This is a genomic window from Psychromarinibacter halotolerans, from assembly GCF_029168315.1.
Lineage (GTDB): Bacteria > Pseudomonadota > Alphaproteobacteria > Rhodobacterales > Rhodobacteraceae > Psychromarinibacter > Psychromarinibacter halotolerans.
In genome coordinates, this window is the sequence record NZ_JARGYD010000001.1 from 673,770 (window position 1) to 698,329 (window position 24,560).

General features: G+C 64.9%; 22 protein-coding genes, 2 tRNA genes and 1 pseudogene. 18 read left to right on the plus strand and 7 right to left on the minus strand.

The features are described 5' to 3' along the window. The first annotated feature begins 34 nt into the window (after nucleotides 1-34). Complete coding sequence (locus P1K30_RS03205) at nucleotides 35-385, plus strand: DUF6477 family protein (RefSeq protein WP_275631225.1); 351 nt, start codon at nucleotides 35-37, stop codon at nucleotides 383-385. A gap of 31 nt (nucleotides 386-416) precedes the next feature. Here the strand turns inward: P1K30_RS03205 and P1K30_RS03210 are convergent, their stop codons facing one another. After that, complete coding sequence (locus tag P1K30_RS03210) at nucleotides 417-1,961, minus strand: trimethylamine methyltransferase family protein (protein WP_275631226.1); 1,545 nt, start codon at nucleotides 1,959-1,961, stop codon at nucleotides 417-419. 158 nt (nucleotides 1,962-2,119) lie between these two features. Between P1K30_RS03210 and guaA the strand changes: the two genes are divergently transcribed. From guaA to P1K30_RS03235, 5 genes are all read left to right on the plus strand, one after another. Further along, a complete protein-coding gene (gene guaA, locus P1K30_RS03215; RefSeq protein ID WP_275631227.1) occupies nucleotides 2,120-3,682 on the plus strand; it encodes a glutamine-hydrolyzing GMP synthase in 1,563 nt (520 codons plus the stop codon). A gap of 9 nt (nucleotides 3,683-3,691) precedes the next feature. After that, nucleotides 3,692-4,477, plus strand: coding sequence for a hypothetical protein (locus P1K30_RS03220; RefSeq protein ID WP_275631228.1), 786 nt, complete (start codon nucleotides 3,692-3,694; stop codon nucleotides 4,475-4,477). Between the two features lie 96 nt (nucleotides 4,478-4,573). After that, nucleotides 4,574-5,197: a peptide-binding protein gene (locus tag P1K30_RS03225; RefSeq protein ID WP_275631229.1), complete on the plus strand. Its 624-nt coding sequence runs from the start codon at nucleotides 4,574-4,576 to the stop codon at nucleotides 5,195-5,197. A 66-nt stretch (nucleotides 5,198-5,263) separates the two neighbouring features. Beyond that, complete coding sequence (locus tag P1K30_RS03230; protein ID WP_338052343.1) at nucleotides 5,264-6,196, plus strand: DMT family transporter; 933 nt, start codon at nucleotides 5,264-5,266, stop codon at nucleotides 6,194-6,196. A 149-nt stretch (nucleotides 6,197-6,345) separates the two neighbouring features. Continuing rightward, complete coding sequence (locus tag P1K30_RS03235) at nucleotides 6,346-7,455, plus strand: OmpP1/FadL family transporter (RefSeq protein WP_275631230.1); 1,110 nt, start codon at nucleotides 6,346-6,348, stop codon at nucleotides 7,453-7,455. Nucleotides 7,456-7,534: 79 nt separating this feature from the next. Here the strand turns inward: P1K30_RS03235 and P1K30_RS03240 are convergent, their stop codons facing one another. The 3 genes from P1K30_RS03240 to P1K30_RS03250 form a co-directional block, all read right to left on the minus strand. Then, nucleotides 7,535-8,362: a class I SAM-dependent methyltransferase gene (locus P1K30_RS03240; protein ID WP_275631231.1), complete on the minus strand. Its 828-nt coding sequence runs from the start codon at nucleotides 8,360-8,362 to the stop codon at nucleotides 7,535-7,537. After that, entirely contained in the window at nucleotides 8,362-8,880 is a 519-nt protein-coding gene (locus P1K30_RS03245) for an OsmC family protein (RefSeq protein WP_275631232.1), read from the minus strand. Before P1K30_RS03245 ends, P1K30_RS03240 begins: the two co-directional genes overlap by 1 nt. A 75-nt stretch (nucleotides 8,881-8,955) precedes the next feature. Next, nucleotides 8,956-9,171: a tautomerase family protein gene (locus P1K30_RS03250; protein ID WP_275631233.1), complete on the minus strand. Its 216-nt coding sequence runs from the start codon at nucleotides 9,169-9,171 to the stop codon at nucleotides 8,956-8,958. A gap of 151 nt (nucleotides 9,172-9,322) precedes the next feature. On the opposite strand from P1K30_RS03250, the gene P1K30_RS03255 reads away from it, so the two are divergent. The 3 genes from P1K30_RS03255 (at nucleotide 9,323) to P1K30_RS03265 (ending at nucleotide 11,166) form a co-directional block, all read left to right on the plus strand. Next, complete coding sequence (locus P1K30_RS03255; RefSeq protein WP_275631234.1) at nucleotides 9,323-10,039, plus strand: winged helix-turn-helix transcriptional regulator; 717 nt, start codon at nucleotides 9,323-9,325, stop codon at nucleotides 10,037-10,039. 78 nt (nucleotides 10,040-10,117) lie between these two features. After that, the gene (locus tag P1K30_RS03260) at nucleotides 10,118-11,038 is read left to right on the plus strand and encodes a DMT family transporter (protein ID WP_275631235.1); all 921 of its coding nucleotides are present in this window, start codon (nucleotides 10,118-10,120) and stop codon (nucleotides 11,036-11,038) included. A gap of 51 nt (nucleotides 11,039-11,089) precedes the next feature. After that, nucleotides 11,090-11,166, plus strand: a tRNA-Ile gene (locus tag P1K30_RS03265). 162 nt (nucleotides 11,167-11,328) lie between these two features. On the opposite strand, the gene P1K30_RS03270 is transcribed toward P1K30_RS03265, so the two are convergent. Further along, the gene (locus P1K30_RS03270; protein ID WP_275631236.1) at nucleotides 11,329-12,747 is read right to left on the minus strand and encodes a TrkH family potassium uptake protein; all 1,419 of its coding nucleotides are present in this window, start codon (nucleotides 12,745-12,747) and stop codon (nucleotides 11,329-11,331) included. Between the two features lie 93 nt (nucleotides 12,748-12,840). Then, nucleotides 12,841-13,557, minus strand: coding sequence for a YoaK family protein (locus P1K30_RS03275; protein ID WP_275631237.1), 717 nt, complete (start codon nucleotides 13,555-13,557; stop codon nucleotides 12,841-12,843). A 252-nt stretch (nucleotides 13,558-13,809) separates the two neighbouring features. On the opposite strand from P1K30_RS03275, the gene P1K30_RS03280 reads away from it, so the two are divergent. From P1K30_RS03280 to P1K30_RS03300, 5 genes are all read left to right on the plus strand, one after another. Beyond that, a complete protein-coding gene (locus P1K30_RS03280; RefSeq protein WP_275631238.1) occupies nucleotides 13,810-15,849 on the plus strand; it encodes an ABC transporter substrate-binding protein in 2,040 nt (679 codons plus the stop codon). Nucleotides 15,850-15,975: 126 nt separating this feature from the next. Continuing rightward, a complete protein-coding gene (locus P1K30_RS03285; RefSeq protein WP_275631239.1) occupies nucleotides 15,976-16,992 on the plus strand; it encodes an ABC transporter permease in 1,017 nt (338 codons plus the stop codon). Further along, a complete protein-coding gene (locus tag P1K30_RS03290) occupies nucleotides 16,989-18,182 on the plus strand; it encodes an ABC transporter permease (protein ID WP_275631240.1) in 1,194 nt (397 codons plus the stop codon). The genes P1K30_RS03285 and P1K30_RS03290 overlap by 4 nt, the downstream gene beginning before the upstream one ends. After that, nucleotides 18,179-19,198, plus strand: a complete 1,020-nt coding sequence (locus tag P1K30_RS03295) for an ABC transporter ATP-binding protein (protein WP_275631241.1) — start codon at nucleotides 18,179-18,181, stop codon at nucleotides 19,196-19,198. Before P1K30_RS03290 ends, P1K30_RS03295 begins: the two co-directional genes overlap by 4 nt. Next, nucleotides 19,195-20,049: an ATP-binding cassette domain-containing protein gene (locus P1K30_RS03300; RefSeq protein WP_275631242.1), complete on the plus strand. Its 855-nt coding sequence runs from the start codon at nucleotides 19,195-19,197 to the stop codon at nucleotides 20,047-20,049. Before P1K30_RS03295 ends, P1K30_RS03300 begins: the two co-directional genes overlap by 4 nt. Here the strand turns inward: P1K30_RS03300 and P1K30_RS03305 are convergent. Then, the gene (locus P1K30_RS03305) at nucleotides 20,046-21,371 is read right to left on the minus strand and encodes an ATP-binding protein (protein WP_275631243.1); all 1,326 of its coding nucleotides are present in this window, start codon (nucleotides 21,369-21,371) and stop codon (nucleotides 20,046-20,048) included. The two genes, P1K30_RS03300 and P1K30_RS03305, sit on opposite strands and share 4 nt — an antisense overlap. A 55-nt stretch (nucleotides 21,372-21,426) precedes the next feature. Between P1K30_RS03305 and P1K30_RS03310 the strand changes: the two genes are divergently transcribed. The 4 genes and pseudogenes from P1K30_RS03310 to P1K30_RS03325 all read left to right on the plus strand — a co-directional run bounded on the left by P1K30_RS03310 (nucleotide 21,427) and on the right by P1K30_RS03325 (nucleotide 24,498). Further along, nucleotides 21,427-22,332: an MBL fold metallo-hydrolase gene (locus P1K30_RS03310; protein WP_275631561.1), complete on the plus strand. Its 906-nt coding sequence runs from the start codon at nucleotides 21,427-21,429 to the stop codon at nucleotides 22,330-22,332. A gap of 60 nt (nucleotides 22,333-22,392) precedes the next feature. Further along, a tRNA-Asn gene (locus P1K30_RS03315) sits at nucleotides 22,393-22,467 on the plus strand. Nucleotides 22,468-22,701: 234 nt separating this feature from the next. Further along, nucleotides 22,702-23,229: a hypothetical protein gene (locus tag P1K30_RS03320; RefSeq protein WP_275631244.1), complete on the plus strand. Its 528-nt coding sequence runs from the start codon at nucleotides 22,702-22,704 to the stop codon at nucleotides 23,227-23,229. 45 nt (nucleotides 23,230-23,274) lie between these two features. Beyond that, nucleotides 23,275-24,498 (plus strand): annotated as a pseudogene (locus P1K30_RS03325) (IS3 family transposase). Nucleotides 24,499-24,560: the final 62 nt, after the last annotated feature.

Below are 24,560 nucleotides of genomic sequence, written 5' to 3' on the forward strand. Positions count from 1 at the left end.
GTCGCTGTCACGATTGGAACAGCGAGGTCTTGCCATGACGCAGTATCAGGACACGGTGAACGGGCTAAGCAGGCCCCGGCTTCTACTGGAAGCAGTTCGGCACGCCTTGGGGGAATACAACCGTGAGCGGGTGCTGCGCCGGTTTCTCGGGACCATCGCGGCGCCACGTCCGCAGCGAACGGTCCCCGCGCTTCTTGCGGTGGAAGAGATGATGGACGATGCCCGGCGCAGCAACGACGCGTCCTATTCGCCAGCCCGCCACATCGAGGCGCTGACCGCGCTGATCGGCGAAACCCGCCTGCTGACGGCCGAAGCCGCGCGCGAAGCGGCCGACGCACGAGACTGCCCGCCCGCGCGGGCAAGCCGCGCGGCGGGTCTGGGATAGGACGCCCCCCTGACGGGAGGGCTTTGGGAGATCAGCTAAAGCTGTCGGGCATCGACGCCTTGCGCTCGGCCACGAAGGCGTCCAGCGCCTCGGACACTGCGGGGTCCATCGCGGGCTGCTGGTAGTCGTTCAGCAACTTGCGCGCCCGCTCGGTCGCGAGGGTCAGCGTGTCGCGCGCGCCTTCTTCGGCCCATGTCTCGAACGGTTTGTAGTCCAGCAGTTGGCTGCGCCAGAAGGCGGTCTTGAAGTTCGCCTGCGTGTGCGCGCAGCCAAGATAGTGGCCGCCCGGCCCCACCTCGCGGATCGCATCCATCGCCTGCGCGTCCTCGTCGACGGCCACGCCCTTGGCCAGCCCGTGCAGGACGCCAAGCTGATCGGCGTCCATCACGAATTTGCGGATGTCGGACACCAGCCCGCCTTCCAGCCAGCCACAGGCGTGCAGCATGAAGTTCACGCCCGACATCAACCCGACGTTCAGCGAGTTCGCCGTTTCATAGGCCGCCTGCGCGTCCGGCAGCTTGGACCCGCAGAACGACCCGGCCGAGCGGTACGGAAGCCCAAGCCGCCGGGCCAGCTGGCCCATGCCATAGGTGATCTGCGACGCCTCGGGGGTGCCGAAGGTCGGCGCGCCCGAGTTCATGTCGATCGAGGTGACGAACGCCCCCATGATCACCGGCGCGCCTTTCCGCACCAGCTGGGAATAGGCGATGCCCGCCAGCCCCTCGGCCAGCACCTGCGTCAGCGTGCCCGCCACCGACACCGGCGCCATCGCGCCGCCGACGATGAACGGCGACACGATGCAGGCCTGATTGTTGGCGGCGTACACTTCCAGCGCACCCATCATCGTCGCGTCGAAGGTCAGCGGCGAGTTGATGTTGATCAGCGAGGTCATCACCGTGTTCTGCTGGACGAAGTCCTTGCCGAACAGGATTTCGCACATGTCGACGGAATCCTGCGCCCGGCTGGGTTCGGTGACCGAGCCCATGAACGGTTTGTCCGACAGCGTCATGTGCGCCTGAATCATGTCGAGGTGGCGCTTGTTCACGGCAACGTCGGTGGGCTCGCACACCGTGCCGCCGGAATGGTGCAGCCACTTGGACATATAGCCCAGCTTCACAAGGTCATGGAAATCCGACAGCGTGGCATAGCGGCGGTTACCGTCGAGGTCGCGCACGAAGGGCGGGCCATAGACCGGGGCCAGCACAAGGCTGTTGCCGCCGATCTCGACATTGCGCTCGGGGTTGCGGGCGTGCTGCGTGAACCGTCCGGGCGCGGTTGAACACAGCTCGCGCGCCAGCCCACGCGGGATATGCACCCGCTCGCCCTGCACGTCCGCCCCGGCGGCGCGCCAGCGTTCAAGGGCTTCGGGATTCTCCACGAAGTTCACGCCGATCTCTTCCAGCACCGTCTCGGCGTTGGTCTCGATGATCTGCAGCGCCTCTTCGTTGAGGATCTCGAAGTTGGGGATGTTGCGCTCGATGAACCGGGCTGCCTCGATGCGCACGCTGGTGCGTTCCGCCCGACGCGCCGCGCCGCCGCCTCCGCGTCCCCGGCGGCGTGTGCCTGCCTCTGTCATCGTCGTCCTCCTTTACCGAATTGTCCCGGTGATACCGTCCCCCATCGCAATAGCGATGCCGGTTTGCGTCGGAATAGTCGTGAAAGCGACATGCGGGGTCGTGAAACGGCCTATCGGACACTCTTGCGCCCGCGCGCGGCAATGCCTATTGGCAAGCCATGACAGCTTCCCACGAACGCCTTCTGATCATCGACTTCGGCAGCCAGGTGACGCAGCTGATTGCGCGCCGCCTGCGCGAGGCGAATGTCTATTGCGAGATCCACCCCTTCCAGGCCGTCGACTCTGCCTTCCTGGAAGAGTTCAACCCGCGTGCCATCATCCTTTCGGGCGGCCCGCGCAGCGTCCTTGACGACGAAGCGCCGATGCCGCCGATGAAAGTCTACGAGATGGACGTGCCCGTGCTGGGCATCTGCTATGGCCAGCAGGCCATGATGCAGCAGCTTGGCGGCAAGGTGGAATCGGGCCACCACCGCGAGTTCGGACGCGCCTTCGTGGAACCCACGGGCGCCCATACGTCGGACCGGATCTTCCGCGGGCTGTTCAGCCACGGCAAGGAAGAGGTCTGGATGAGCCACGGCGACCGCGTCACGGCGCTGGCCCCCGGCTTCGAGGTCATCGGCACCTCTCCCAACGCGCCCTACGCCATCGTGTGCGACGAGGACCGGCGCTTCTTCGCGACGCAGTTCCATCCCGAGGTTCACCACACCCCGAACGGTCGGTTGATCCTGCAGAACTTCACCCGGCTCGCGGGCTTCTCGGGCGACTGGACGATGGGCGCCTACAAGGCCGAGGCGATCGCCAAGATCCGCAAGCAGGTCGGTGACAGCAAGGTCATCTGCGGCCTGTCCGGCGGCGTCGACAGTTCGGTCGCGGCGGTGCTGATCCACGAGGCGATCGGCGACCAGCTGACCTGCGTGTTCGTCGACCACGGCCTGATGCGTCAGAACGAAGCCGACGAAGTCGTCAGCATGTTCCGCGACAACTATAACATCCCGCTGATCCACGCCGACGAGGCCGACCTGTTTTTGGGTGAGCTTGAGGGTGTAAGTGACCCGGAAGTCAAAAGAAAAACCATCGGCCGCCTGTTCATCGACGTGTTCCAGAAACACGCGGGCGACATCGGCGGCGCCGAGTTCCTTGCACAGGGCACCCTGTACCCGGACGTGATCGAAAGCGTGTCCTTCTCGGGCGGGCCGTCGGTCACCATCAAGTCGCACCACAACGTGGGCGGCCTGCCGGAAAAGATGGGCCTGAAGCTGGTTGAACCCCTGCGCGAGCTGTTCAAGGACGAGGTCCGCGCATTGGGTCACGAACTGGGCCTGCCCGATAGCTTCATCGGACGCCACCCGTTCCCCGGACCCGGCCTTGCGATCCGCTGCCCCGGCGAGATCACCCGCGACAAGCTGGAGATCCTGCGCAAGGCTGACGCGGTCTACATCGACCAGATCCGCAAGCACGGCCTGTACGACGAGATCTGGCAGGCCTTCGTGGCGCTGCTGCCGGTCCGCACTGTCGGCGTGATGGGTGACGGGCGCACCTATGACTATGCCTGCGCGCTGCGCGCCGTCACATCCGTCGACGGGATGACCGCCGATTACTATCCCTTCACCCACGAGTTCCTTGGCGAAACCGCCAGCCGGATCATCAACGAGGTGAACGGGATCAACCGGGTGACCTACGACATCACGTCGAAGCCTCCGGGAACCATCGAGTGGGAATGAGGGTCTGACGTGACGCTGTTGCGCCACCTTCCTGCGGTCCTGCGCCCTTTGGCTTGGAACCGGGTGGCGGCCTCGCAATCCGATGACGAGGAAAGCCGGGCTTTGTGCGACATCGCCCGGACGGCGGGCATCACGCCGACCTTCGTCGAGTTCGGCTTTGGCGTGTACGAACTGAACGCCGCCGGGCTGATCCGCGAGGGATGGACCGGCCAGCTGCTGGACGGCGATGGCGACACCTGCCGCAACATGGACCGGATCATGCGGCGTCACCGCCGCGATGTGCAGGTCTGCCAGCACTGGTTTACCGTAGACAACGTCGATCCGGTGCTGGAATTCACCCGCGCCGTCGGGCAACTCGGCGTTCTCAGCGTCGACATCGACGGCAATGACTTCTGGATCCTGTCCGAACTGCTGCGCCACGGTCAGCCGGACCTGCTGATCCTCGAATACAACGCCAGCTTCGGCCTTCGGCCCGTGACGGTGCCCTACGATCCGCAGTTCGACAGGCACAGGTATTCGGCGACCGGCTGGTATCACGGCGCCTCGATCACTGCCTTTCATCGGCTTCTGCACAAGAACTATGCCCTTGTCCGGAACGTGCGCGGCCTGAACCTGATCTTTCTGCGCCGCGACCTGTCCGATGGATTTCCCGACCTCTCGCCGGACGACGCCTATGCAGAGCAGCAGTCCCGCAACGCCCGGTTCGGCAACGATGCGGCGGCGCAGTTCCACGCGATCCAAGACCTGCCGCTGATCGAGATCGGTGACGACGGCAGGGCTGTGCCCGTCGGCTGACCCCACCCGCCCGCGGCCGACCCGCTTAGCACACAAGACAGCAGCCGACGACCCGGCTACACTCGGCGACATATTGTCAGCCGTAGGGAGCCTGTCATGAAGCCCGGTCTTGCCGCCCTTGCCCTTTTCGCCGCCGCGCCCGCCCTTGCCGACCCGGCGTATTACGACGTCACCGGCGTTGCCGCCGACGACACGCTGAACGTCCGGGCCGAGCCGTCCGCCAGCTCTGCCGACATTGGCGACCTGCCCCACGACGCGACGGGGATCGAGGTGATCGCGACCGATCCCACCGGCGACTGGGGCCGCATTGTCTGGCAGGAAGGCAACGGATGGATCGCCACCCGTTTCCTTGCCGCGGCGTCCCCGACCACCCTGCCCGGAACGGCCCTGCCCGCCGCCTTGCAATGCAGCGGCACGGAACCGTTCTGGTCGATGCGCTTTTCGGACACGGGCGCGGTGTATTCCGACGTCGCCGGCACCTCGCTTAGCCTTGGCTTCGGCGGTGCCGCGGTGGCAGAAGGGTTCGCGTCGTTTCCCGTCGCGCTGAGCCACGGCGCCAAGGGCACCGGCGCGCTCAGCGTGGTCTCTACCGCGATGTGCAGTGACGGGATGAGCGACCGCGATTACCCCTATACCGTAGCACTTGTGCTGCACACCGGAGGTGCCCAGCGGTTCCTGTCCGGCTGCTGCTGGTTGCCGCTGGACGTGCTTGAGAACTGACGGGTCTTCCCCTTCCCCGCGCGATGCCCTACGCCTGAGCGGCACCCGGCGCGAGGGAGGACGTCCGTGCCCAGAAAGACCACGATTGCCGCCACCGCGGCAGGCCCCGTTGCGCCCGCGCGGCCGGTGCCCGACAGCAACCCGTTGCGTGCCGCCGCATGGATGACCGGCGCGGTTGTTGCCTTCACCTCGATGGCGGTCGCCGGGCGCGAGCTTGCCGGGCAGCACGATACGTTCGAGATCATGGCCTACAGGTCGGTCTTCGGCCTGTGCATCGTCCTTGCCATCGGCGGACTGGCGGGCACGCTGGGGCAGATCACGCGCCGCAGCCTGCATGTCCACGCAGCGCGGAACATCAGCCATTTCACGGCGCAGAACCTGTGGTTCTACGCGATCACCGTGGCCCCTCTGGCGCAGGTCATAGCGTTGGAATTCACCTCTCCGCTGTGGGTCACGCTGCTGGCGCCGCTGGTGCTGCAAGAGATGCTGACCCGCGTGCGGGTGTTGGCGGCGGGTCTTGGGTTCATCGGCGTGCTGATCGTGACGCAGCCCTTCGGCGGTGCGCCACTGGGCGCGGGTCAGGCGATGGCGGCTGCGGCGGCGATCGGGTTTGCGGGATCGGCGCTGTTCACCCGCCTGCTGACCCGGACCGAAACGATCACCTGCATCCTGTTCTACCTAACCGTCATGCAATCCGTCTTTGGTCTGGTCTGTGCCGGGATCGACGGCGACATGACGCTGCCGACGGCGCAATCGCTGCCGTGGCTCGCGCTGGTCGGGCTTGCGGGGCTGACGGCGCACTTTTGCCTGACCAAAGCATTGTCCGTCGCCCCGGCCGGGATCGTGATGCCGATGGACTTCGCGCGACTGCCGATCATCGGTCTGGTCGGCATGATCTTTTACCTCGAACCCCTAAGCTGGGGCGTCATCGGGGGCGGTATTCTGATCCTTGCAGCGAATTGGCTAAATATTCGCAGTGAAACCGCCCGCCGGCGCTGATCCCGTCAATGGGTGAGGCCTTTCGGTGACGCTGGGCGAGTAGAATACTCGGCCTACCACTATGACGTGGCGTTACAATTTGACCGCGCTAAAAAGGCGCGTCTAGCCTCACTCACTAGACGAGCGGAAAAACTCGAGGGACGAGGATAATGAACAAGTTAACCTGCACCGCCATCACTCTGGCGACCGCCGGTACAGTCGCGAACGCGGGCGGCACTGAGTTGACGAACCAGTCAATTGCCGTGCTGTTCGAACAGGGCAATTACATCGAGTTCAGCTTTGGCTCGGTCAACCCTTCTGTAAGCGGCACGCAGGTCGGTACGATCCCGCCCGCGATCACCGGCAGTGCGTCGGGCGATCTTGCGGAAGGTCTGGAATACGTCGGCGCGGCATTGAAGTTCGCGCTGACCGACGACATCGACGCGGCCATCATCGTCGACAAGCCCTACGGGGCGGAAATCGTATATCCGATGGGCACTGGCTATTTCGCCGGCGGCTCGACGGCGACCCTGCGGTCGACGGCGATCTCGGCCATCGGCCGGTACAAGTTCACCGACAACCTCAGCGCCTATGCCGGAATCCGTCAGCAAAGCCTTGATGCAGAGGCGTTCATCCCCTTCGTCGCGGGCTGGACCGGTTCGACCAATACCGACCAAAGCTTCGGGTATCTCGTCGGTGCTGCGTACGAACGCCCCGAGCTCGCGATGCGCGTTGCGCTGACCTACTACTCCAGCATCTCGCACGACCTCGAAACCACCGAGACCTCGCCGTTGGGCGTGGGCAATACCTCGATCATGGAGGTGAACACCCCGCAGGCGATCAACCTCGACTTCCAGAGCGGCGTCGCCCCCGGCACGCTGGTCTTCGGTCAGGTGCGCTGGGTCGACTGGTCCGAGTTCGACATCTCTCCCGCCGACTACGGCACGCTGACCGGCGGTCAGCCGCTGGTGGCCTACGAGGATGACACGATCACCTACACGCTGGGCGTCGGCCGTCAGCTGACCGAGAACTGGGCGCTGTCCGGCTTTGCCGTCTACGAGCCCGGCACCGGCGGCTTCAAGTCGAACCTGTTCCCGCCCGACGGCCGCACCGCTGTCGGCATGGGGGTGACCTACACGCAGGACAACTTCAAGCTTCAGGCTGGCCTGCAGCATGTCTGGTTCGGCGATGGCACCACCCAGATTGGCGGCGCCCCGGCGGGCGAGTTCACCGACAACACCGCCGTGGCCTTCGGTATGAAAGCCGGCTTTACCTTCTGATCTCTCCAGAATCGGACAACGGGCCCTGCCGAAAGGCGGGGCCTTTTTCGTTGCGGGAGGGCGGGACGCCGCCGGACATTCAACGTGGGGGCCGACGTCCGGTAACGGTGACGAACTCTGCCGGAATACCATAGCTGCAATCGTACCGCTTATAGTCGGCTACCGATTGCAGGAATTCGTGACAGACCTCTTCCCACACAGCCCGGCTGAACCGTTTCACGGCAAGCGCAACCGGTCCGCCCAACAGGATCGCCTGCAGCAGGTCTTCATCGGATGCGAACAGCAGCGTCTCGGACTGGCGGTGCTCTGCCACGTCCGTCAAACCCGCTGTCTTGCAAAGACGCGTCAACGCATCCGGCGCACCGGTGCCGAAGAACATGGGACAGACTTCGGACGCGACACGGGCGTCGACAATCGGAAAGACGTCGGCCCACCCACAGCATCGCCGCTCGCCCCAGACGCTGGCCGCGACGACGCCACCGGGCGCGGTGACCCTTACCATTTCCGACAGGGCAGCAGCGGGGTCTGGCGTATACATCAGCCCCAACGCGCAAACCGCCGCGTCGAAGCTTTCGTCCGGCACGGCAAGCTGGTCCGCCGCCATCCGTGCTGCCTGAACCGTGTCGATCGCATCGTCGGCCAGCCGGACGCCCAGATCGTCCAGCATCCCTTGCGAAATGTCGGTGGCCAGAAGACGCCCCGACGGCCCGACCTGCTTGGCGAGACGGACGGTCAAAAGCCCGCTTCCGCAGGCCGTTTCGACGATACTTTGGCCGGGTTCGATCCCGGCCATCCGCAGAAGGCTGTCGTGGACGGGGCGAAGCTGGGCCGACCACGCGTCGTGATAGTAGCCGGACGCGGCATCCCACCCATAGCGCTGGACCCGTGATTGAAGCCGCGCATCCATCACGTCTGGACCGCATTGATCGAAACCGCCGTGCTGACCGGCTGCGCATCCCGAAACGCAAGGAACCACGGGTCGTTGGCAAGCGCCCGGTCGACCATTTCGGAAATCGTATCCGCAGGCTCCGTGCTTGTGATTTCGACCGCGATGCGGGTGTCGGCAGGCACTGGGCTTGCCCCGGCCATCGCCAGCACCCCGCGATTGTCCCAGTCCTGTTCGATGGCGACGCGCACCGCGTCAAGCCGCAGCCCTTCTCGCGCCGCCGTCATCTTGATCCCGATCGCGATACAGCTACAAATCGCGGCGCGCGCGAAATAGCCCGGCGCGGGGCCTTCGTCGCTTCCGCCGATCGCAGTTGGCATATCGATCTTGATGCGGTGCCCGTCCTGCTCGAACGCGCAACTCAGGCCGTCCTCGACCAAGGCGGCCCCGCGATTGACGACCCGCGCCCGGTCCGGGCACCGCCCGAAGACCGAAATCGCGCGCAGTTGTGCGTCGCGGGCATGGGTGTTGCGATCCATAGCGTCGTCTCCTTGAGAATGTGCACCTACAGGCATCGGCCGGCCCGCCGGATCGGCGCACCGACCGGCCCTATATCACCCGGCGGCCATCGCCTTGATGTCGGCGGCACTGGGCGTGTTGCCCCCGATACCCCACTGACCGCTGCGCACTTCCTTGACCCGCACCCATGTCACGCCGCGCATGGCCTCTCCTTCGACCTCGACCATCGCGTTGGTCACTTTCTCGATCATCTGCGCCTTCTGATCCTCGTCGAAAACGCCTTCGATCACTTCGATATCCACCAATGGCATGTCGCACCTCCGTTGCGTTTGTGTCTGGTCCAACAAGGCTCGCACCATCGGCGCATCCCGGGCCAGTTCTGCAAATGCAGCAAACCCACTACACTTTCTGAAGTAGACGCATGCGGGTCCGGGATGCTTTGCTGCGGGCGGAGGTGCCGTCATGTCCAACTCGCTCTATCCCAAGTTCTGCCCGGTCGCGATGGCGGCCAGCCTGCTAGAGCCACGCTGGACCATGCTGCTGCTGTGCGAGCTTTGGTCCGGCTCGACCCGCTTCAACGAAATCCAGCGCGGCGTGCCCGGGATGTCACCCGGACTGCTGTCGAAACGCCTTAAGGAAATGGAGGCGACCGGCCTTGTCATGCGGCGCAGGGATGGCGGCGGCCATGCCGAGTACCTGACGACCCCGCTCGCGGACGAGCTAGAGCCGCTGATCCGGGGTCTTGGGGAATGGGCGCATCGCAACATCGACTGCGAGGTGTCGCTTCAGGCCTTGGACGCCCGCGTGCTGATGTGGAACATCCGCCGAAAGATCGACCGGCTGCATCTGCCGAAGCCGAAATGCGTGATCCAGTTCATCCTGAACGACGCGCCGAATGACACGGCGAACTATTGGCTTGTGTCCAAACCCGGCGAAGAAACGGACCTGTGCTACACCGACCCGAAGTTCGACGTCGATCTGTTCGTGGTCTGTGAGCTTCGCGCGCTGACGTCCGCGTGGATGGGGCATACAAGCTTCGAAACGGAAATCGACAGCGGGCGCATCTCTCTGACGGGTCACGACCTGATGGAACGGACCCTGACCAAGTGGCTGATGCGAAGCAGTTTCGCCGAGATCGCCAAAGGCCCGGCGGAAGAGGCACGCCGCGTTGCCGGTTAGACCTCGCTAAACCACGGGCCCGATCAATCCGCACGATCCGGGTCGCGGCAGCGTCCGTCGCTTCGCTAGACGGATGCCATGACACAGAAATCCCTATCGCCCCGCGCGTGGGCCGAACTTGCCTGCCTTGCCCTGATCTGGGGCGGGATCTTCCTGTCGGTGCGCATCGCGCTGGACGAGCTTGGGGTCGCCACCGTGGTGGCGCATCGCGTGGTCTGGGCCGCGCTGATCCTGTGGGGGATCGTGCTGCTGCGCGGGCTTCCGGTGCCCAAGGACGCCCGGACTTGGGGTGCCTTCCTTGTCATGGGCCTTTTGAACAACGCGCTGCCCTATGCGCTGATGGCTTGGGGGCAACTGCATATCGAAAGCGGGCTAACCTCGATCCTGAATGCCGCGACGGCGCTGTTCGGCGTGGCCGTCGCCGCCATAGCCTTTCGGGACGAGCGCCTGACCGCCCGGCGGCTGACCGGAGTCACGGTGGGGTTCGCCGGTGTGGTGCTGGCCATCGGCCCCGAGGCGCTGCTTCGGTTCGACCTGCGTTCGCTGGGACAGGTCGCGGTGCTGGGCGGCGCGTTTTCCTATGCGCTGGCGGGGGCGTGGGGACGACGGATGCTGTCGCACCTGCCGCCCCTGACCGCCGCCGCCGGGATGCTGACCGGGGCCGCCGCCCTTGCCCTGCCCGCCGCCCTGTGGCTGGACGGGCTGCCAACCGGCCTTGCGGCCCCGGCGACGCTGGCCGCACTGGCCTATGCGGCGGTGATCGGCACGGCGGTCGCCTACCTTCTGTACTTCCGCGTGTTGAAAATGGCGGGCAGCGGCAACCTACTGCTGACGACGTTGCTGATCCCGCCCGTCGCGATCCTTCTGGGCGCGTGGGTGCTGGACGAAACCCTGCCGCCGCGCGCCCTTGCGGGCTTCGCAATCCTCGCCCTTGGACTGGCCATCCTCGACGGCCGGATGTGGCGCATGGCGCGAAGGCCGCACCCCCCAAGACCGTGACCCGCCCCAGCTTGACCACCGCCCGATCTCTGGTAATCACCGTTGCAGGTCGGGCCTGTAGCTCAATTGGTTAGAGCAGAGCGCTCATAACGCTTTGGTTGGGGGTTCAAGTCCCTCCGGGCCTACCATAAGTCTTTGTTTGCAAGGCTTTATGGGGCGGTTAGCCCGGCGCTATCGCTCCTTGTGCTGGGTAGCCGTGTGCTGGGCGGCTAACCTTGGGACAAGTCTTTGAAAACGCTCACTTGAGGTGGTCCCTCCGGGCCTACCAAACCACCTTCATGCAAGCCCGTTCAGACGGCCTCGCGCCAGAACAGCGGCGTGAGAAGCATGAAGACGGTGATCATTTCCAGCCGTCCTAGGAACATGCCCACCGACAGCACCGCCTTCACCGGGTCGCTGAGGCTGGCGAAGTTGCCTGCGGGGCCGATCAGCAGGCCGACGCCGGGGCCGACGTTGGCAAGGGCCGTCAGGGCGCCGCTGGTGGCGGTGGCAAGGTCCAGTCCGAGATACGCGAGCACCAGCGACAGCGCGCCAAAGGTCACCGCGTAGAACATGAAAAAGGCCACGACCGAGCCGATCACACGCTCGTCCACCCGCCGGCCTTCGTACCGGACGAAGGCGACCGTGTGGGGAAAGTGGATGCGGCGGATCAGGACCAGCACCGACCGGCCGACAAGGATCCAGCGCATCGCCTTCGCGCCGCCCGCGGTCGAGCCGGTGCAGCCGCCCACCGCCGTCAGCAGGAAAAACGCCACGACCGCCACCGGGCCCCACGCGGTATAGTCGGTGGTGGCGAAGCCGGTGGTGGTGACCACCGACACCACGTTGAACGCCACCAGCCGCAGCGCCACCCACGGCGGGATGTGATCGGCGGTCGACACCCACAGCGCCAGCGGCAGGATCACCACCGTCAGGCTGACGATCATCAGCCGCACCTGCTGGCTTCGGATCGTGCCGCGATGGACCAGCCGGATGTACCACGCGAAGGGCAGCGCCCCCATCAGCATGAACAGCGTCGCCGACCATTGCAGGAACCCGCTGTCGAAATGGCCGAACGACGCGTCATAGCCGGAATACCCCCCGGTCGACAGCGTGGTCATCGCGTGCGTGACCGCGTCGAACACGCCCATCCCGCCCAGAAGGTAGACCCCGGCGCAGACCGCCATCAGCACCAGATAGGTCGTCAGGGTCGCCGTCGCGAACAGCGTCGCGTTGCGAAGTTCGCGGTCGCCCTTTTCCGAGCTTTCGGTGCGGAACAGTTCCATCCCGCCGACCCGCAGGATCGGCAGGATCGCGATGGCCGTGACGATGAAGCCGATGCCGCCCACCGCTTGCAACATCGCGCGCCACAGGATGATGCCGCGCGGGGTGGTGTCGAGACCGGACATGACGGTCGATCCGGTGGTGGTAATGCCGGACATCGACTCGAAGAACGCGTCGACGCCGGTCATCTGCCAGAAATACAGCGGCAGCGCGCCGGCCACGGCGGCCGTGATCCAGACGGTCGAGGTGACGACGAAGGCATGGACCCGGCGCAGGCCAGAGATGCGGTTCCACGCCGCAAGGCACAGCCCCGCGCCGACGAACCCCGCCAGCGTGGCGCCTTCGACGAAGACGGGCCCGGTGGCGTTGAACAGCACCCCGTCCACCAGCATGAGGGCGGCGAAGAACAACAGCACCAGCCCGTTGACGAAAATGACGAAACCCATCCGGTCAGACGTCCAGGATACATCCCAATACGGCGCGACTCGGCGCCATGTCCGCCTCGGTATCCCGCAAACGCCGCGCCGGTGAAAGAGGGATCAGCGCGCGCCTGCCCCGTGCACGCGGCGCAGTTCCGGCAGGGCCAGCGCCAGCAGTACCACCGCCACAAGAACGAACACCCACGGTCCGATCCGTTCATAGCCCAGCACCCCGGCCACGCCGCCGCCGAAGAACGCGGCCAAGGTGGCGGCGTGCAGCTTCAGCCGGGACCGCATCGCCGTGGCGCGCGCACCCTGCGCGTTGCCGCGTCTCAGCACGGCAGCCAGTTCGATCCCCAGATCCGTGGCGATGCCCGAAACATGGCTGGTGCGCACCCGCCCGTCCGAGATTCGGGTCGTCGCGGCGTTCTGCACTCCCATCAGAAAGCTTAGCCCCACCATCATCACCCGGCCCCCGACCGCGATCGGGAACGCAAGGTCGAGTGCGGCAAGGATCAGTAGCAGCACCGCCTCTGCCACGATGCTCAGGGCATAGACCCCGTGGATGCGCCGCGCCCGGCCCGCGTCGATCAACAGCGCCGACACCGCCGCGCCCGCGACGAAGGCGGCCAGCAGCGACAGGAACCACAGGGCCGACAGCCAGCGCCCCAGCGCCAGCATGTCGGACGCAGTGGACACGTTGCCCGTCATGTTGGCCGAGAAATAGCCAAGCGCCCGGAAGCCCGCCGCGTTCACAGCACCGGCCACCAAAGACAGCCAGATGGCCAGCCGCAGGTCGATGGCCACGTTGCGATTCTTTCCGACGTGGATCAGCATTCCGCACGCGCTCCCGGCCGGATTTCATGTGGCCGGATGGCCCGGCGGGGCGCATGGCCGCAGGAACCGACACTGGTTTCCGCCGGACGCACAGTTTTCAGGCAGGCCCGCGCGGTCAAAGCGTATTCATTCGGATGATCCGGTTTTCCGAACATTATCAGAAGTCTCTGTGGATAAGTTGTCAGTTGTCACACGCGGGAAACAAAGCCTAGTCTTCATTCGCATACCAAAAAACGATCAACGGGGAATACAATGAAACAGGGACTTTTAAGCGCGGGCGCATTGCTGCTGCTGACGACGTCGGCATGGGCGTCCTGCCCGGCGGTGACGCAAGCCGACATGATGGGCGTGGCCGCGGGTGCGTTTCCGCAGCAATTCGATCTGGCCGAGTTCGAGGAAGCCGCCGGATGCGAGATGGAATTTTCAGCGAACCCGGACATGGAGACGCTGAACGGCGAGATCCAGGGCAACCCCGAGCTGCCGCCGCTGGCCGAACGCCTGCCGGCCGAGCCGCTGGTCGTGGTGCCCTATGACGCCGTCGGCAGCTACGGCGGCACGCTGCACGCCCTGTCCAACGCGACCGAAGCCGGCACGTCGGACTTTCTGTCGACGCGCCACGTCAACCTGGTGCGGTATTCCGACGACCTGAACACCATCGTCCCCAACGTCGCCAAGTCGTGGTCGTGGAACGATGACTTCACCGAGCTGACATTCACCCTGCGCGAAGGCCACAAGTGGTCCGACGGCGCGCCCTTCACCTCGGCGGACGTGAAGTTCTGGTACGACAACATCTCGCTGGATTCGAAGGTGATCGAGCAGCCCAAGGATTATGTCCTCGTCGCGGGCGAACCGATGACGGTCGAGACGCCGGACGATGTCACCGTCGTGTTCAAGCTGCCCTCGCCCAAGCCGGGTCTGCTGGCGCACTTCGCCACCAGCTTCGCGCAGGGCTTCCTGCCGATGCATTTCCTTGGCCAGTACCACCCCGACATCAACCCGGACGCCGATACGCTGGCGCAGGAATGCGGGTTCGAGACCGGGCTGGAAGTGATCACCGCCTACTTCGGCAACTCGGACTGGACGGACACGCCCACGCCGATGCTGAACAACCCCGACAAGCTGACCTGCCTCGACAAGGCGACCTACCCTACGCTGGAAAGCCACATCTACACCAGCGACACCACCGAGGGCCGGACGCTGGTCGCCAACCCGTACTTCTTCATGGTCGACACCACCGGCCAGCAGCTTCCGTACATCAGCCGTCAGGACGAGCTGTACGCGAACGACAACGAGGTGCGGATCCTGAAGCTGGTCAACGGCGAAGCCGACTACAAGTCACAGTCGCTGACGCTGGGCTCTGCCCCGCTGCTGCTGGATAGCGCCGAAGCCGGCGACTACACGATCCAGCTGAAACCGACCATCGCGATGCCCGCCTTCTCGTTCAACGTCACCAGCGACGACGAGGCCAAGCGCGACCTGTTCGGCAACCTGAAGTTCCGCGAGGCGATGTCCGTCGCCATCAACCGCGACGAACTGAACGAGGTCGCGTTCTTCGGACAGGGCGAAGCGAAGCAGTACATCGGCTTCTCGCCGACCCCTGAATGGGTCGATCCGGAACTGACGTCCTACATGGCGCAGTACGATCCCGAGATGGCGATGTCGCTGCTGGACGAGATCGGCATGGTCGACACCGACGGTGACGGTTTCCGCGAGCTGCCCGATGGGTCTGCCTTCGTGCTGAACATGCAGTTCGCCACGCAAGGCATCGGCGGCGAAGTCGTCGAACTGGTCGCCCAGAACTGGGCCGATGTCGGCGTGCAGACGACCGTCAAAGAAGTCACCCCGGACGAATACCGGTCCGCCCAGTCGTCCAACGCGCTGGACGTCGGCATGTGGGAAAAAGGCCAGCCGGTCGCCATCGTGCTGGGCAACAACGAACTGTGGGTGCCGCCGTTCGAGAACTACTTCGGTCACCGCGTCGGTATGCTGTGGGCAGAATGGGTCGACACCGACGGCGCTTCGGGCGTTGAACCGCCGGAGTACGTGAAATCGCTGATGGCCGACATCGCCGCCTTCCAAGGCGCCGAACCGGGATCGGACGAACAGGCCGAGATCGGGGCCCGTATGGCGGACACGATGACCAAGAACCTGCTGTTCATCGGCACGGTGCAGGCGCCGAACGTGATCTATCACCGCAACGCGCTGAAAAACGTCACCGAGTTCAAGACCCAGTCCTACGAATACTACCGGACCTTCCCGTACCTGCCCGCCCAGTGGTGGCTGGACGAGTGATCGGGTGTGATGCAATCCGCATCACCTGAGTGAAAAAGGGGCGCCGGGCAGCGAGAGTTGTCCGGCGTCTTCTTGACCGGCCGAACGATTCCCGGGTTGGATCGTCGGAAAACACGACGGGGACGGATGTTACAATTCCTGCAATTCGCGACTGTGCGCGCGGCGATGGCGCTATTCACCCTGCTGATGGTGTCGCTGATCGTCTTCACGTTGATGGAACTGGTGCCGGGCAACTGCGCCGAGCGCTATCTTGCCTTCAAGAACACCCAAGGCTCCGGCATCTCGGTCGCCGATATCGAGGCGGAAGAACGCCGTCTTGGTCTGGATCGGCCATTCCTTGTGCGCTGGGGATCGTGGGTCGGCAACGTGTTCCTCAAGGGAGAATTCGGCGACAGCTGTATTCTGCGCCTGAACATCAATGACCTTCTGGGCGACAAGTTCCTGATCTCGCTGGGGATCTGCCTGACGGCCCTGTTCCTGGCCTATCTCATAGCGATACCCGTCGGCATCATATCGGCGTCGTCCAACAGCGCGATGCTGAACGGCTCGCTGCGGTTCGTGTCCTACCTTGGCCTTGCCATGCCGAACTTCCTGCTGGCGCTGATCATCATGCTGGTGTCGACCGTCGTGTTCGGCGACTCGATGACCGGCTTGTTCTCGAACGAATATCGCAACGCCGACTGGTCATGGGCGCGGATCGGCGACTTCCTGTCCCGCGCGTGGCTGCCGGTGTTCATCCTTGGCTGGTCGGCCACCGCCTTCGCGCTTCAGACCGTGCGGGCGCTGATGCTGGACGAGCAGGCCAAGCTGTACGTCACCGCCGCCCGCGCCCGTGGCCTGTTCGGCCGCCGCCTGCTGTGGCGCTATCCCGCCCGGCACGCGCTGGGGCCGATCGTGAACTCGCTGGGCTTCGACCTGAACCGCATCTTCAACGAGCTTCCCATCGTCGCGCTGATCCTGACCCTGACCGAGGCGGGCGCGCTGCTTCTGGAAGCCCTTGCGAGGTCCAACGACCAGCAGCTTGCGGGCGCGATCATCTTCCTGCTGACCGCCAGCATTGTCGCGGTGAACTTCATCACCGACATCGCGCTGGCGCTGATCGACCCGCGTATCCGCAAATCGGTAATGGGAGGCGCGGCATGAGCCAGACCGATCCGACACAGCCGAACCTTGCCGAAACCACCGGCCCCGCCGTCAGCGTGGTCGAGACCGAGGACGCCGTCGCCCGCCGCGCCCGCGAGGCTTATTTCACCGCCACCCAGCGACAGCTGATCTGGGCCCGGTTCAAGAAGAACCGCACTGCGATGATCGCGGCGACCATCCTTGTGCTGCTGATCCTGATGGGTCTGTTTGCCCCCTTCCTGTCGCCCTACGATCCGTCGATCGCCGGGCGGGACCGGGATTATCTGAACGGCGCGCCGCAAGTGCCGCAGTTCTGCGACCACAACGGATGCTCGGCGCGGCCCTTCGTATATGGCTTCAAGACCGAACGCTCGCCGGTGAACCTGCGGCTGGTGACCACGGTCGATACCGAAGACCGCCGCTATGTGCAGTTCTTCGTGACCGGCGACGACTACAAGCTGTTCGGCTTCATCCCGGGCAACCTGCACCTGTTCGGTGTGGATGAAGGCTTTGTCCACCTGTTCGGCACCGACGACACAGGCAAGGACATCTTCAGCCGCACATTGCACGCGATTTACACGTCGCTGGCGGTGGGAACGCTGGGTGTGCTGATCTCGTTCGTGCTGGCGCTGATCATCGGCGGCGTCGCCGGGTATTTCGGCGGCGTAACGGACGGCATCATCCAGATGGTGACCGATGCGATCCGTACGATTCCGATCATCCCGCTGTTCATGGCCATCGCCGCCTTCATCCCCGATACATGGTCGTCCGAGATGCGGTTCTTCTTTATCTCGATCATCATCGGGTTCATCAACTGGCCCACCCTCGCCCGCCGGGTCCGCACCCACCTGCTGGTCGAACGAAACCAGGAGTACGTGTTGGCCTCGCAGCTGTGCGGCGCGCCCGCCGGGCATATCATCCGGCGGCATCTGCTGCCGTCCTTCACCTCTTACATCATCGTCGACCTCGTGATTTCCTTTCCCTACATCGTGCTGTCCGAAACCGCCTTGTCCTTCATCGGCCTCGGCCTGAAGGACCCCGTCAACTCGCTGGGCGTCATGCTGCAAAACACCACCTCGGCGGATGTTCTGCTGAACTACCAATGGTACTTCATCCCGGTGTTCTTCTTCATCGCACTGGTGCTGGCCTTCGTTTTCGTCGGAGACGGCCTGCGCGACGCGGCGGATCCTTACGGGGGGCAGAAGAAATGAGCACCCCCCTGATCGATGTCGACAACCTGACGATCCGCTTCAACACCGACGAGGGCCTGATCACGGCGGTCGAGAACGTATCGTTCCAGATCGCCCCCGGCGAGGTGCTTGGGCTGGTGGGCGAAAGCGGGTCGGGCAAGTCCGTGACGGCCAAGTCGCTGATGCTGCTGAACGCCGGCAACACGCGTTATGACCCTGCCAGCCGGATCACCCTGAACGTGCCCGGCGCGGACCCGCTGGATGTCCTGTCGCTGAAACGCGAACGCGACATGAAGCCGGTGCGCGGCGGCGCGATTTCCATGATCTTCCAGGAACCGATGGCCAGCTTCGCCCCGGCGATCACCATCGGCGACCAGATGGTCGAACAGCTGTTGCTGCACACCGACATGAACAAGAAGCGCGCCAAGCAGATCTCGATCGAGATGCTGGACCGCGTCGGCATCAAGGAACCGGCGAAACGCTTCGACCAGTACGCCTTCGAGTTCTCGGGCGGGATGCGGCAGCGCGCGATGATCGCGATGGCGCTGTCGACCAAGCCCAAGCTGTTGATCGCGGATGAGCCGACCACGGCGCTGGACGTGACGATCCAGGCGCAGATCATCGAGCTGATGAAGGACCTGGTGGCCGAATTCGGCATGGGCATCCTGTTCATCACGCACGACCTTGGCGTGATCGCCCAGACGGCGGACCGGGTGGCGGTGATGTACCTTGGCCGGATCATGGAAACGGGCGCCGTCCGCGACGTGATCCGCCGCCCGGCGCATCCCTATACGCAAGGCCTAATCAACGCCCTGCCCAAGCTCGACGACCTCGACGCGCCGCTGACGCCGATCCCCGGCGACATTCCCAGCCCGCTAGAGCGGCCCACGGGATGCGTGTTCCACACCCGCAACCCGAACCACGTTCCCGGCTCGCGCTATGAACGCGAGGTCCCCCCGATGACCGAGGTCGCCCCCGGCCACTTTGCCGCGCTGTTCCCCGAGGACGTGCCGGCCCTGAAGGAGGCCACATCATGAGCAGCCGCCCCCTGATCAAGATCAAGGACCTGTCGATCCATTTCCCTCTGGGCCGTCGCATGTTCGGCGAACCGCCCGTGCTGAAGGCGGTGGACGGCGTCAGTCTTGATATTCCCAAGGGCAGCTTCGTCGGGCTGGTCGGCGAAAGCGGATCGGGCAAGACGACGCTGGGCCGCGCCATCCTGCGGGCCGCCCCGATCACCGAAGGGTCGATCGTCTATGACGACGGCGAGCGCACCTTTGACGTCAAGGACATCAAGCCGCGCGACCTGAAGGAATACCGCCGCCGCGCGCAGCTGATCTTTCAGGACCCCTATGCCGCGCTGTCGCCCCGGATGACCGTGCGCGACATCATCGCGGAACCGCTGGAAGTCATGGGCCTGACCAAAAGCCGCGCCGAAACCGACGAGCGGGTCCGCGAGATCGCCGCCAAGTGCCGCCTGAACCTCGAACACCTGCGCCGCTATCCGCATGCCTTCTCAGGCGGACAGCGTCAGCGTATCTCGATCGCGCGGGCGCTGGTGACGGGCCCGAAGTTCGTGGTCGCGGACGAGGCCGTGGCGGCGCTCGACGTGTCCATTCAGGCCGACATCCTGAACCTTCTCAAGTCGTTGCAGCGCGATCTTGATCTGACGTTCCTTTTCATCAGCCACGACCTGAGCGTGGTTGCCCATGTCTGCGATTTCGTCGCCGTCATGTACCACGGCAAGATGATGGAACAGGCCCCGACCCGAGAGCTGTTCGCTAATCCAAAGCACGAATACACTCGGTGCCTTCTGTCCGCGATCCCGTCGCTGGACCCGGACGACCGCCGCCCGGTGCGGATCTACAACCCGGAAGAGACCGCCTAGCGCGCCATCACAAGGTCGATCTTCAGGCCGCCCAGACGCTCGCTTTCGCCCATGAACAGCGACCCGCCGTGGCGCCGCGCGATGTCCTGCGCGATGGCCAGCCCAAGCCCGACGCCGGTGCCCCGGTCCTGATTGCGCGACTTGTCGAGGCGCGAGAACGGCTTCAGCGCCTCTTCCCGCAGATCCTCGGGGATGCCCGGTCCGTCATCCTCGACCGAAATGCGGATCGCCCGCTCGGTCACCGATATGCGCATCTCGCAGGAATGGCCGTATCGCAAGGCATTGCCCACAAGGTTCTCCAGTGCCCGAACGATGGCGTGCGGCCGCAGCTTGGTGGTGACGTCGTCCACCGCGTCGCTGATCGTCACCTCGGTCAGCGTGACCTTCTCGCCCGCCCGGTCGGCCACGTCGCGCACCAGCGCCACGGGATCGCTGTCCAGCGGTTCGCCCAGCGATTCCTCGCGCGCGAAGGCCAGGAACTCGTCCAGCAGCCGCTCCATGTCGTCCACGTCGCGCAGCATCGCCGCGGCCTCGGCCTCGTCGTCCAGCATCGTCAGACCCAGTTTCAGCCGCGTCAAAGGCGTGCGCATGTCGTGGCTGACGCCGGACAGCATCATCGTGCGCTGCTCGATCTGGCGTTCGATCCGGGACCGCATGTCGATAAACGCACTTCCCGCTGCCCGCACCTCGTTCGCGCCCGAGGGACGATAGGGCACCATCCGTCCCCGCCCGAATTCGGCCGCGGCGGCGGCCAGCCGGGCGATGGGCCGCAGCTGGTTGCGCAGGAAGACATAGGCGATCACCGACATCAGGGCGCCGGTCACCAGCATCAGCACCAGCAGCTGGTGCGGGTTCGACGCGGACACGCGGCGCCGGTCGAACTCGGCCCGCATGGTGCCGTGCACCGTGTCCAGCCACGCCACCGCCCGACGGCTGGAGCTTTGCATGTCCACCGCCGCGACGCCGTCCATCTCTGCCCGCAGGGTGCGGATCATCGCCAGCCCGGAAAAGTCGTAGAACCGCCGTGCGTCGCCCTCGGGCGCGGTGGCCGGAAGCGTGATCTCCAGCGCCAAGGGCGCGCCCAACGCGGTGCCCTGCGCCTGTGCCGCCGCAAGATCCGGCGCATCGTCGATGACGTCGCGCACCAGCCGCAGGTCCAGCGCCACGTTGCGGGTCATCTGTTCGGTCACGCCCTCGAAATGACGTTGGATGAAGACGACCGAGACCACCAGCTGCAGCGTGATGATCGGCACCAGAAGGATCAGCGCCGCCCGCCCGTACAGCGAACGCGGCATGTAGGATTTGCCCCGGAACAAGCTCATGCGTTAGCAATAGCCCCGCAGCCCCCTCAGGAGAAAGCGACTTTCCGTGACCGAGATGGATTTCGATCCGCAGCCCGGCGTGCCCGAGGTGCTGGCCCCCGGCCTGCGCCGCGTGCTGGCGCCCAATCCGTCGCCGATGACGTTCCGGGGCACCAACAGCTTTCTGGTCGGCGAAGGCCGCGTCGCGCTGATCGACCCCGGCCCGGACCAGCACGCGCACCGCGACGCGATCCTGGCCGCGCTGGCCCCGGGCGAGCGGATCACGCACATCCTGCTGACCCACGCCCACCGCGACCATTCCGGGCTGGTCCCCGCGATGCGCGCCGCCACCGGCGCCCCGATTCTGGCCTTCGGCGACGCGCTGGCGGGCCGCAGCCCGGTGATGCAGGCGCTGTCGTCACAGGGCGCCGGCGGCGGCGAAGGGTTGGATCTGGCGTTCCGTCCCGACGCGACGCTGGCGGACGGCGACACGGTATCGGACGGCGACTGGACGCTGACCGCGCTGCACACACCGGGCCACGCCGCGAACCACCTGTGCTTTGGCTGGGACGACATCTTGTTCTCGGGCGACGTGGTGATGGGCTGGGCCAGCACGATGGTCTCGCCCCCGGATGGCGACCTGACCGCGTTCATGGCCACCGCCGCGCGGCTGGCCGCCCTGCCCTTCAACGTTTTCCACCCGGCCCACGGCGCCCCGATCCCGGACCCCGCCGCCCGCTGCCGCGCCCTGATCGACCACCGCCTGACGCGCGAGGCGGCGATCCTGAAACAGCTTTCCAAAGGCCCCGCAACGCCTGCCATGCTGACGGCCGCGATCTACACCGACACCCCGCCCGCCCTGCTTCCGATGGCAGAGCGAAACGTCTTCGCGCATCTCATTGATCTGGCGACCAGAAACCTTGCCACGGCAGATCCGGCCCTCGCCCCGGACGCGCGGTTCGCGCTGCCCACAGGTAAATGACGATTCCACGAAAATCCCTCTGGACGCCCGGAATCCCCCTTGTTATAGGAGCCGCGTTGTTCCGGCGTAGCTCAGCGGTAGAGCAGTTGACTGTTAATCAATTGGTCGTAGGTTCGATCCCTACCGCCGGAGCCAACAAATCCTGAGAGACTGACTTCCAAGGATTTTCTTCGTCTACATTCGGAGAGTTCTTGGCGTGGCACATCTCCTGTCCCACCGCGTGGCACAAACGCTGGCACAGGAGTCGCAGACTTGCGTTTCACGACCGGATCGCAACCGCACCTCGAATACCGCCCGAGCGGCTTCCACTGGCGTCGGCGCTGGCCCCAGGCCCTACGGGCCTGGGGTCCGGAGGTCTCTCCGAAAAAAATGTCACTGCTCCTCTCGCTTCGATCCCACGTCCTCCCCGACCCGAAGGCCCTGGCTCAGAAACTTACCCTTCTGAGCGATATCGCCTTCGCCAGCGTGACGGAGAGGACGATGGCAATATCGCCGGACATCATGGAGAGGCTCCTGGACGGGCTCAGTCGGTTTCTCATCGACGTGGCCGAGGCTGCGCGCGAGGTCGCCCCCATTCGCACTCCGGAGGTGGCCGCCTATGAACTGCAGTGTTCCGAAGCGGCGATTGTGACCGCCCGTGATGCAATCCGGCTTCGGGATCGGGACATGGCCCGGGATCCACTCCGGCAAGTGACCGACCGCCTCGGCATCCCGCTCGACGAGACAGATCCGGACTGGCAGAGGCTGGCCTACCGAGCCTCGCGGATCATCCTTAATGCGAAAGAGGAGAACTTCCGCCGGGATCACGGCGCCTACTCAACGTCGACGGCTGTGTTCTCCCGCGCATTGACCAGCGAGGTCGCTGCGCGCTCCATCTCTCAGCTGTGGTGGTCCTAGATTTGTAGACGCCTTGCCGCCTAACTGTGAGGCAAGGAGGCCACCATGGGTACAAGCAATTACAGCGACGAGTTCAAGCGGGATGCGGTGCATCAGATCACGGTGCGCGGGTATCCAGTGCGTGAGGTGTCCCGGTGTTTGGGCGTCAGCACGTATTCCCTGTACAAGTGGCGGAAGCTGTTCGGGGAGCCTTGCCGCGAAGCCCGGGGTGGACCACGAGGCGGAGAACCGGCGGCTGAAGCGGGAGCTGGCGCGGGTCACCGAGGAGCGCGACATCCCAAAAAAGGGTGGGACCATGTTCCGCCATTGGTCCGAGGACAATGGTCGAACGCGTACTTCGCGCGCGAGTCCCAATGAAGTACGCCTTCATCCGGGCGCATCGCGAAGAGTTTGGCATCCGCGCCATGTGTCGAGTGCTGCGGGTGCATTTTAGCGGGTTCTATGCATGGCTTAAGGATCCATTAAGCCACCGTGCGCGGGAGGATGCACGTCAGACCGAGCTGATCCGGCAGGCCTCGACTGAGAGCGGCAAGGTCTATGGATATCGCAAGCTGACCGACGACCTGCGTGACCAGGGCGAACGCATCTCGGAGAATCGTGTTGCTCGGCTCGCGTCGCTGGCCGGGATAGCTGCGCAGATCGGCTACAGGCGTCGTCCCGGCCGCTATGGCGGCAAGCCAGCGGTGGTGGCCGAGAACAGGCTGGAGCAGCGGTTCGAGACGTCCGCGCCGGATCAGGTCTGGGTGACCGACATCACCTATATCAAAACCCATGAGGGCTGGCTGTATCTGTGCGTCGTCATCGATCTGTTCTCGCGCGTTCGCCATTGTGCTCGAACCAATGGCACATCAATGGCTCACCGTCGGCTGGTCGGCACGATCGCGCATCACCACGGACGTCGCCCTGCAAGCCCTGCTGATGGCCGTGTGCCGGCGCAAACCCGCAGGTGGGGTCATGGTCCACTCCGACCAGGGTTCCCAATTCATCAGCCGGGAATGGCAGACCTTTCTCCGCCAGCACGGCCTCGAACCCAGCATGAGCCGGCGCGGGAACTGCCACGATAACGCCGTCGCCGAGAGCTTCTTACAACTCTTGAAACGGGAGCGGATCAGACGGCGCACATTTCCGACCCGCGACGACGCGCGGCGAGACGTTTTCGGCTACATCGAGCTATTCTACAACCCGAAGCGCAAGCACACGAACAACGGCATGCTGTCGCCCGTTGACTTCGAAATCTGGCAGCAGAAACTGAACAAGGCAGGTGTCTAGGAAACTAGGGGCACCTCATGCTGCTATCTGTCACAATGGGCAAATCAAGCGGGCCGGCCTGG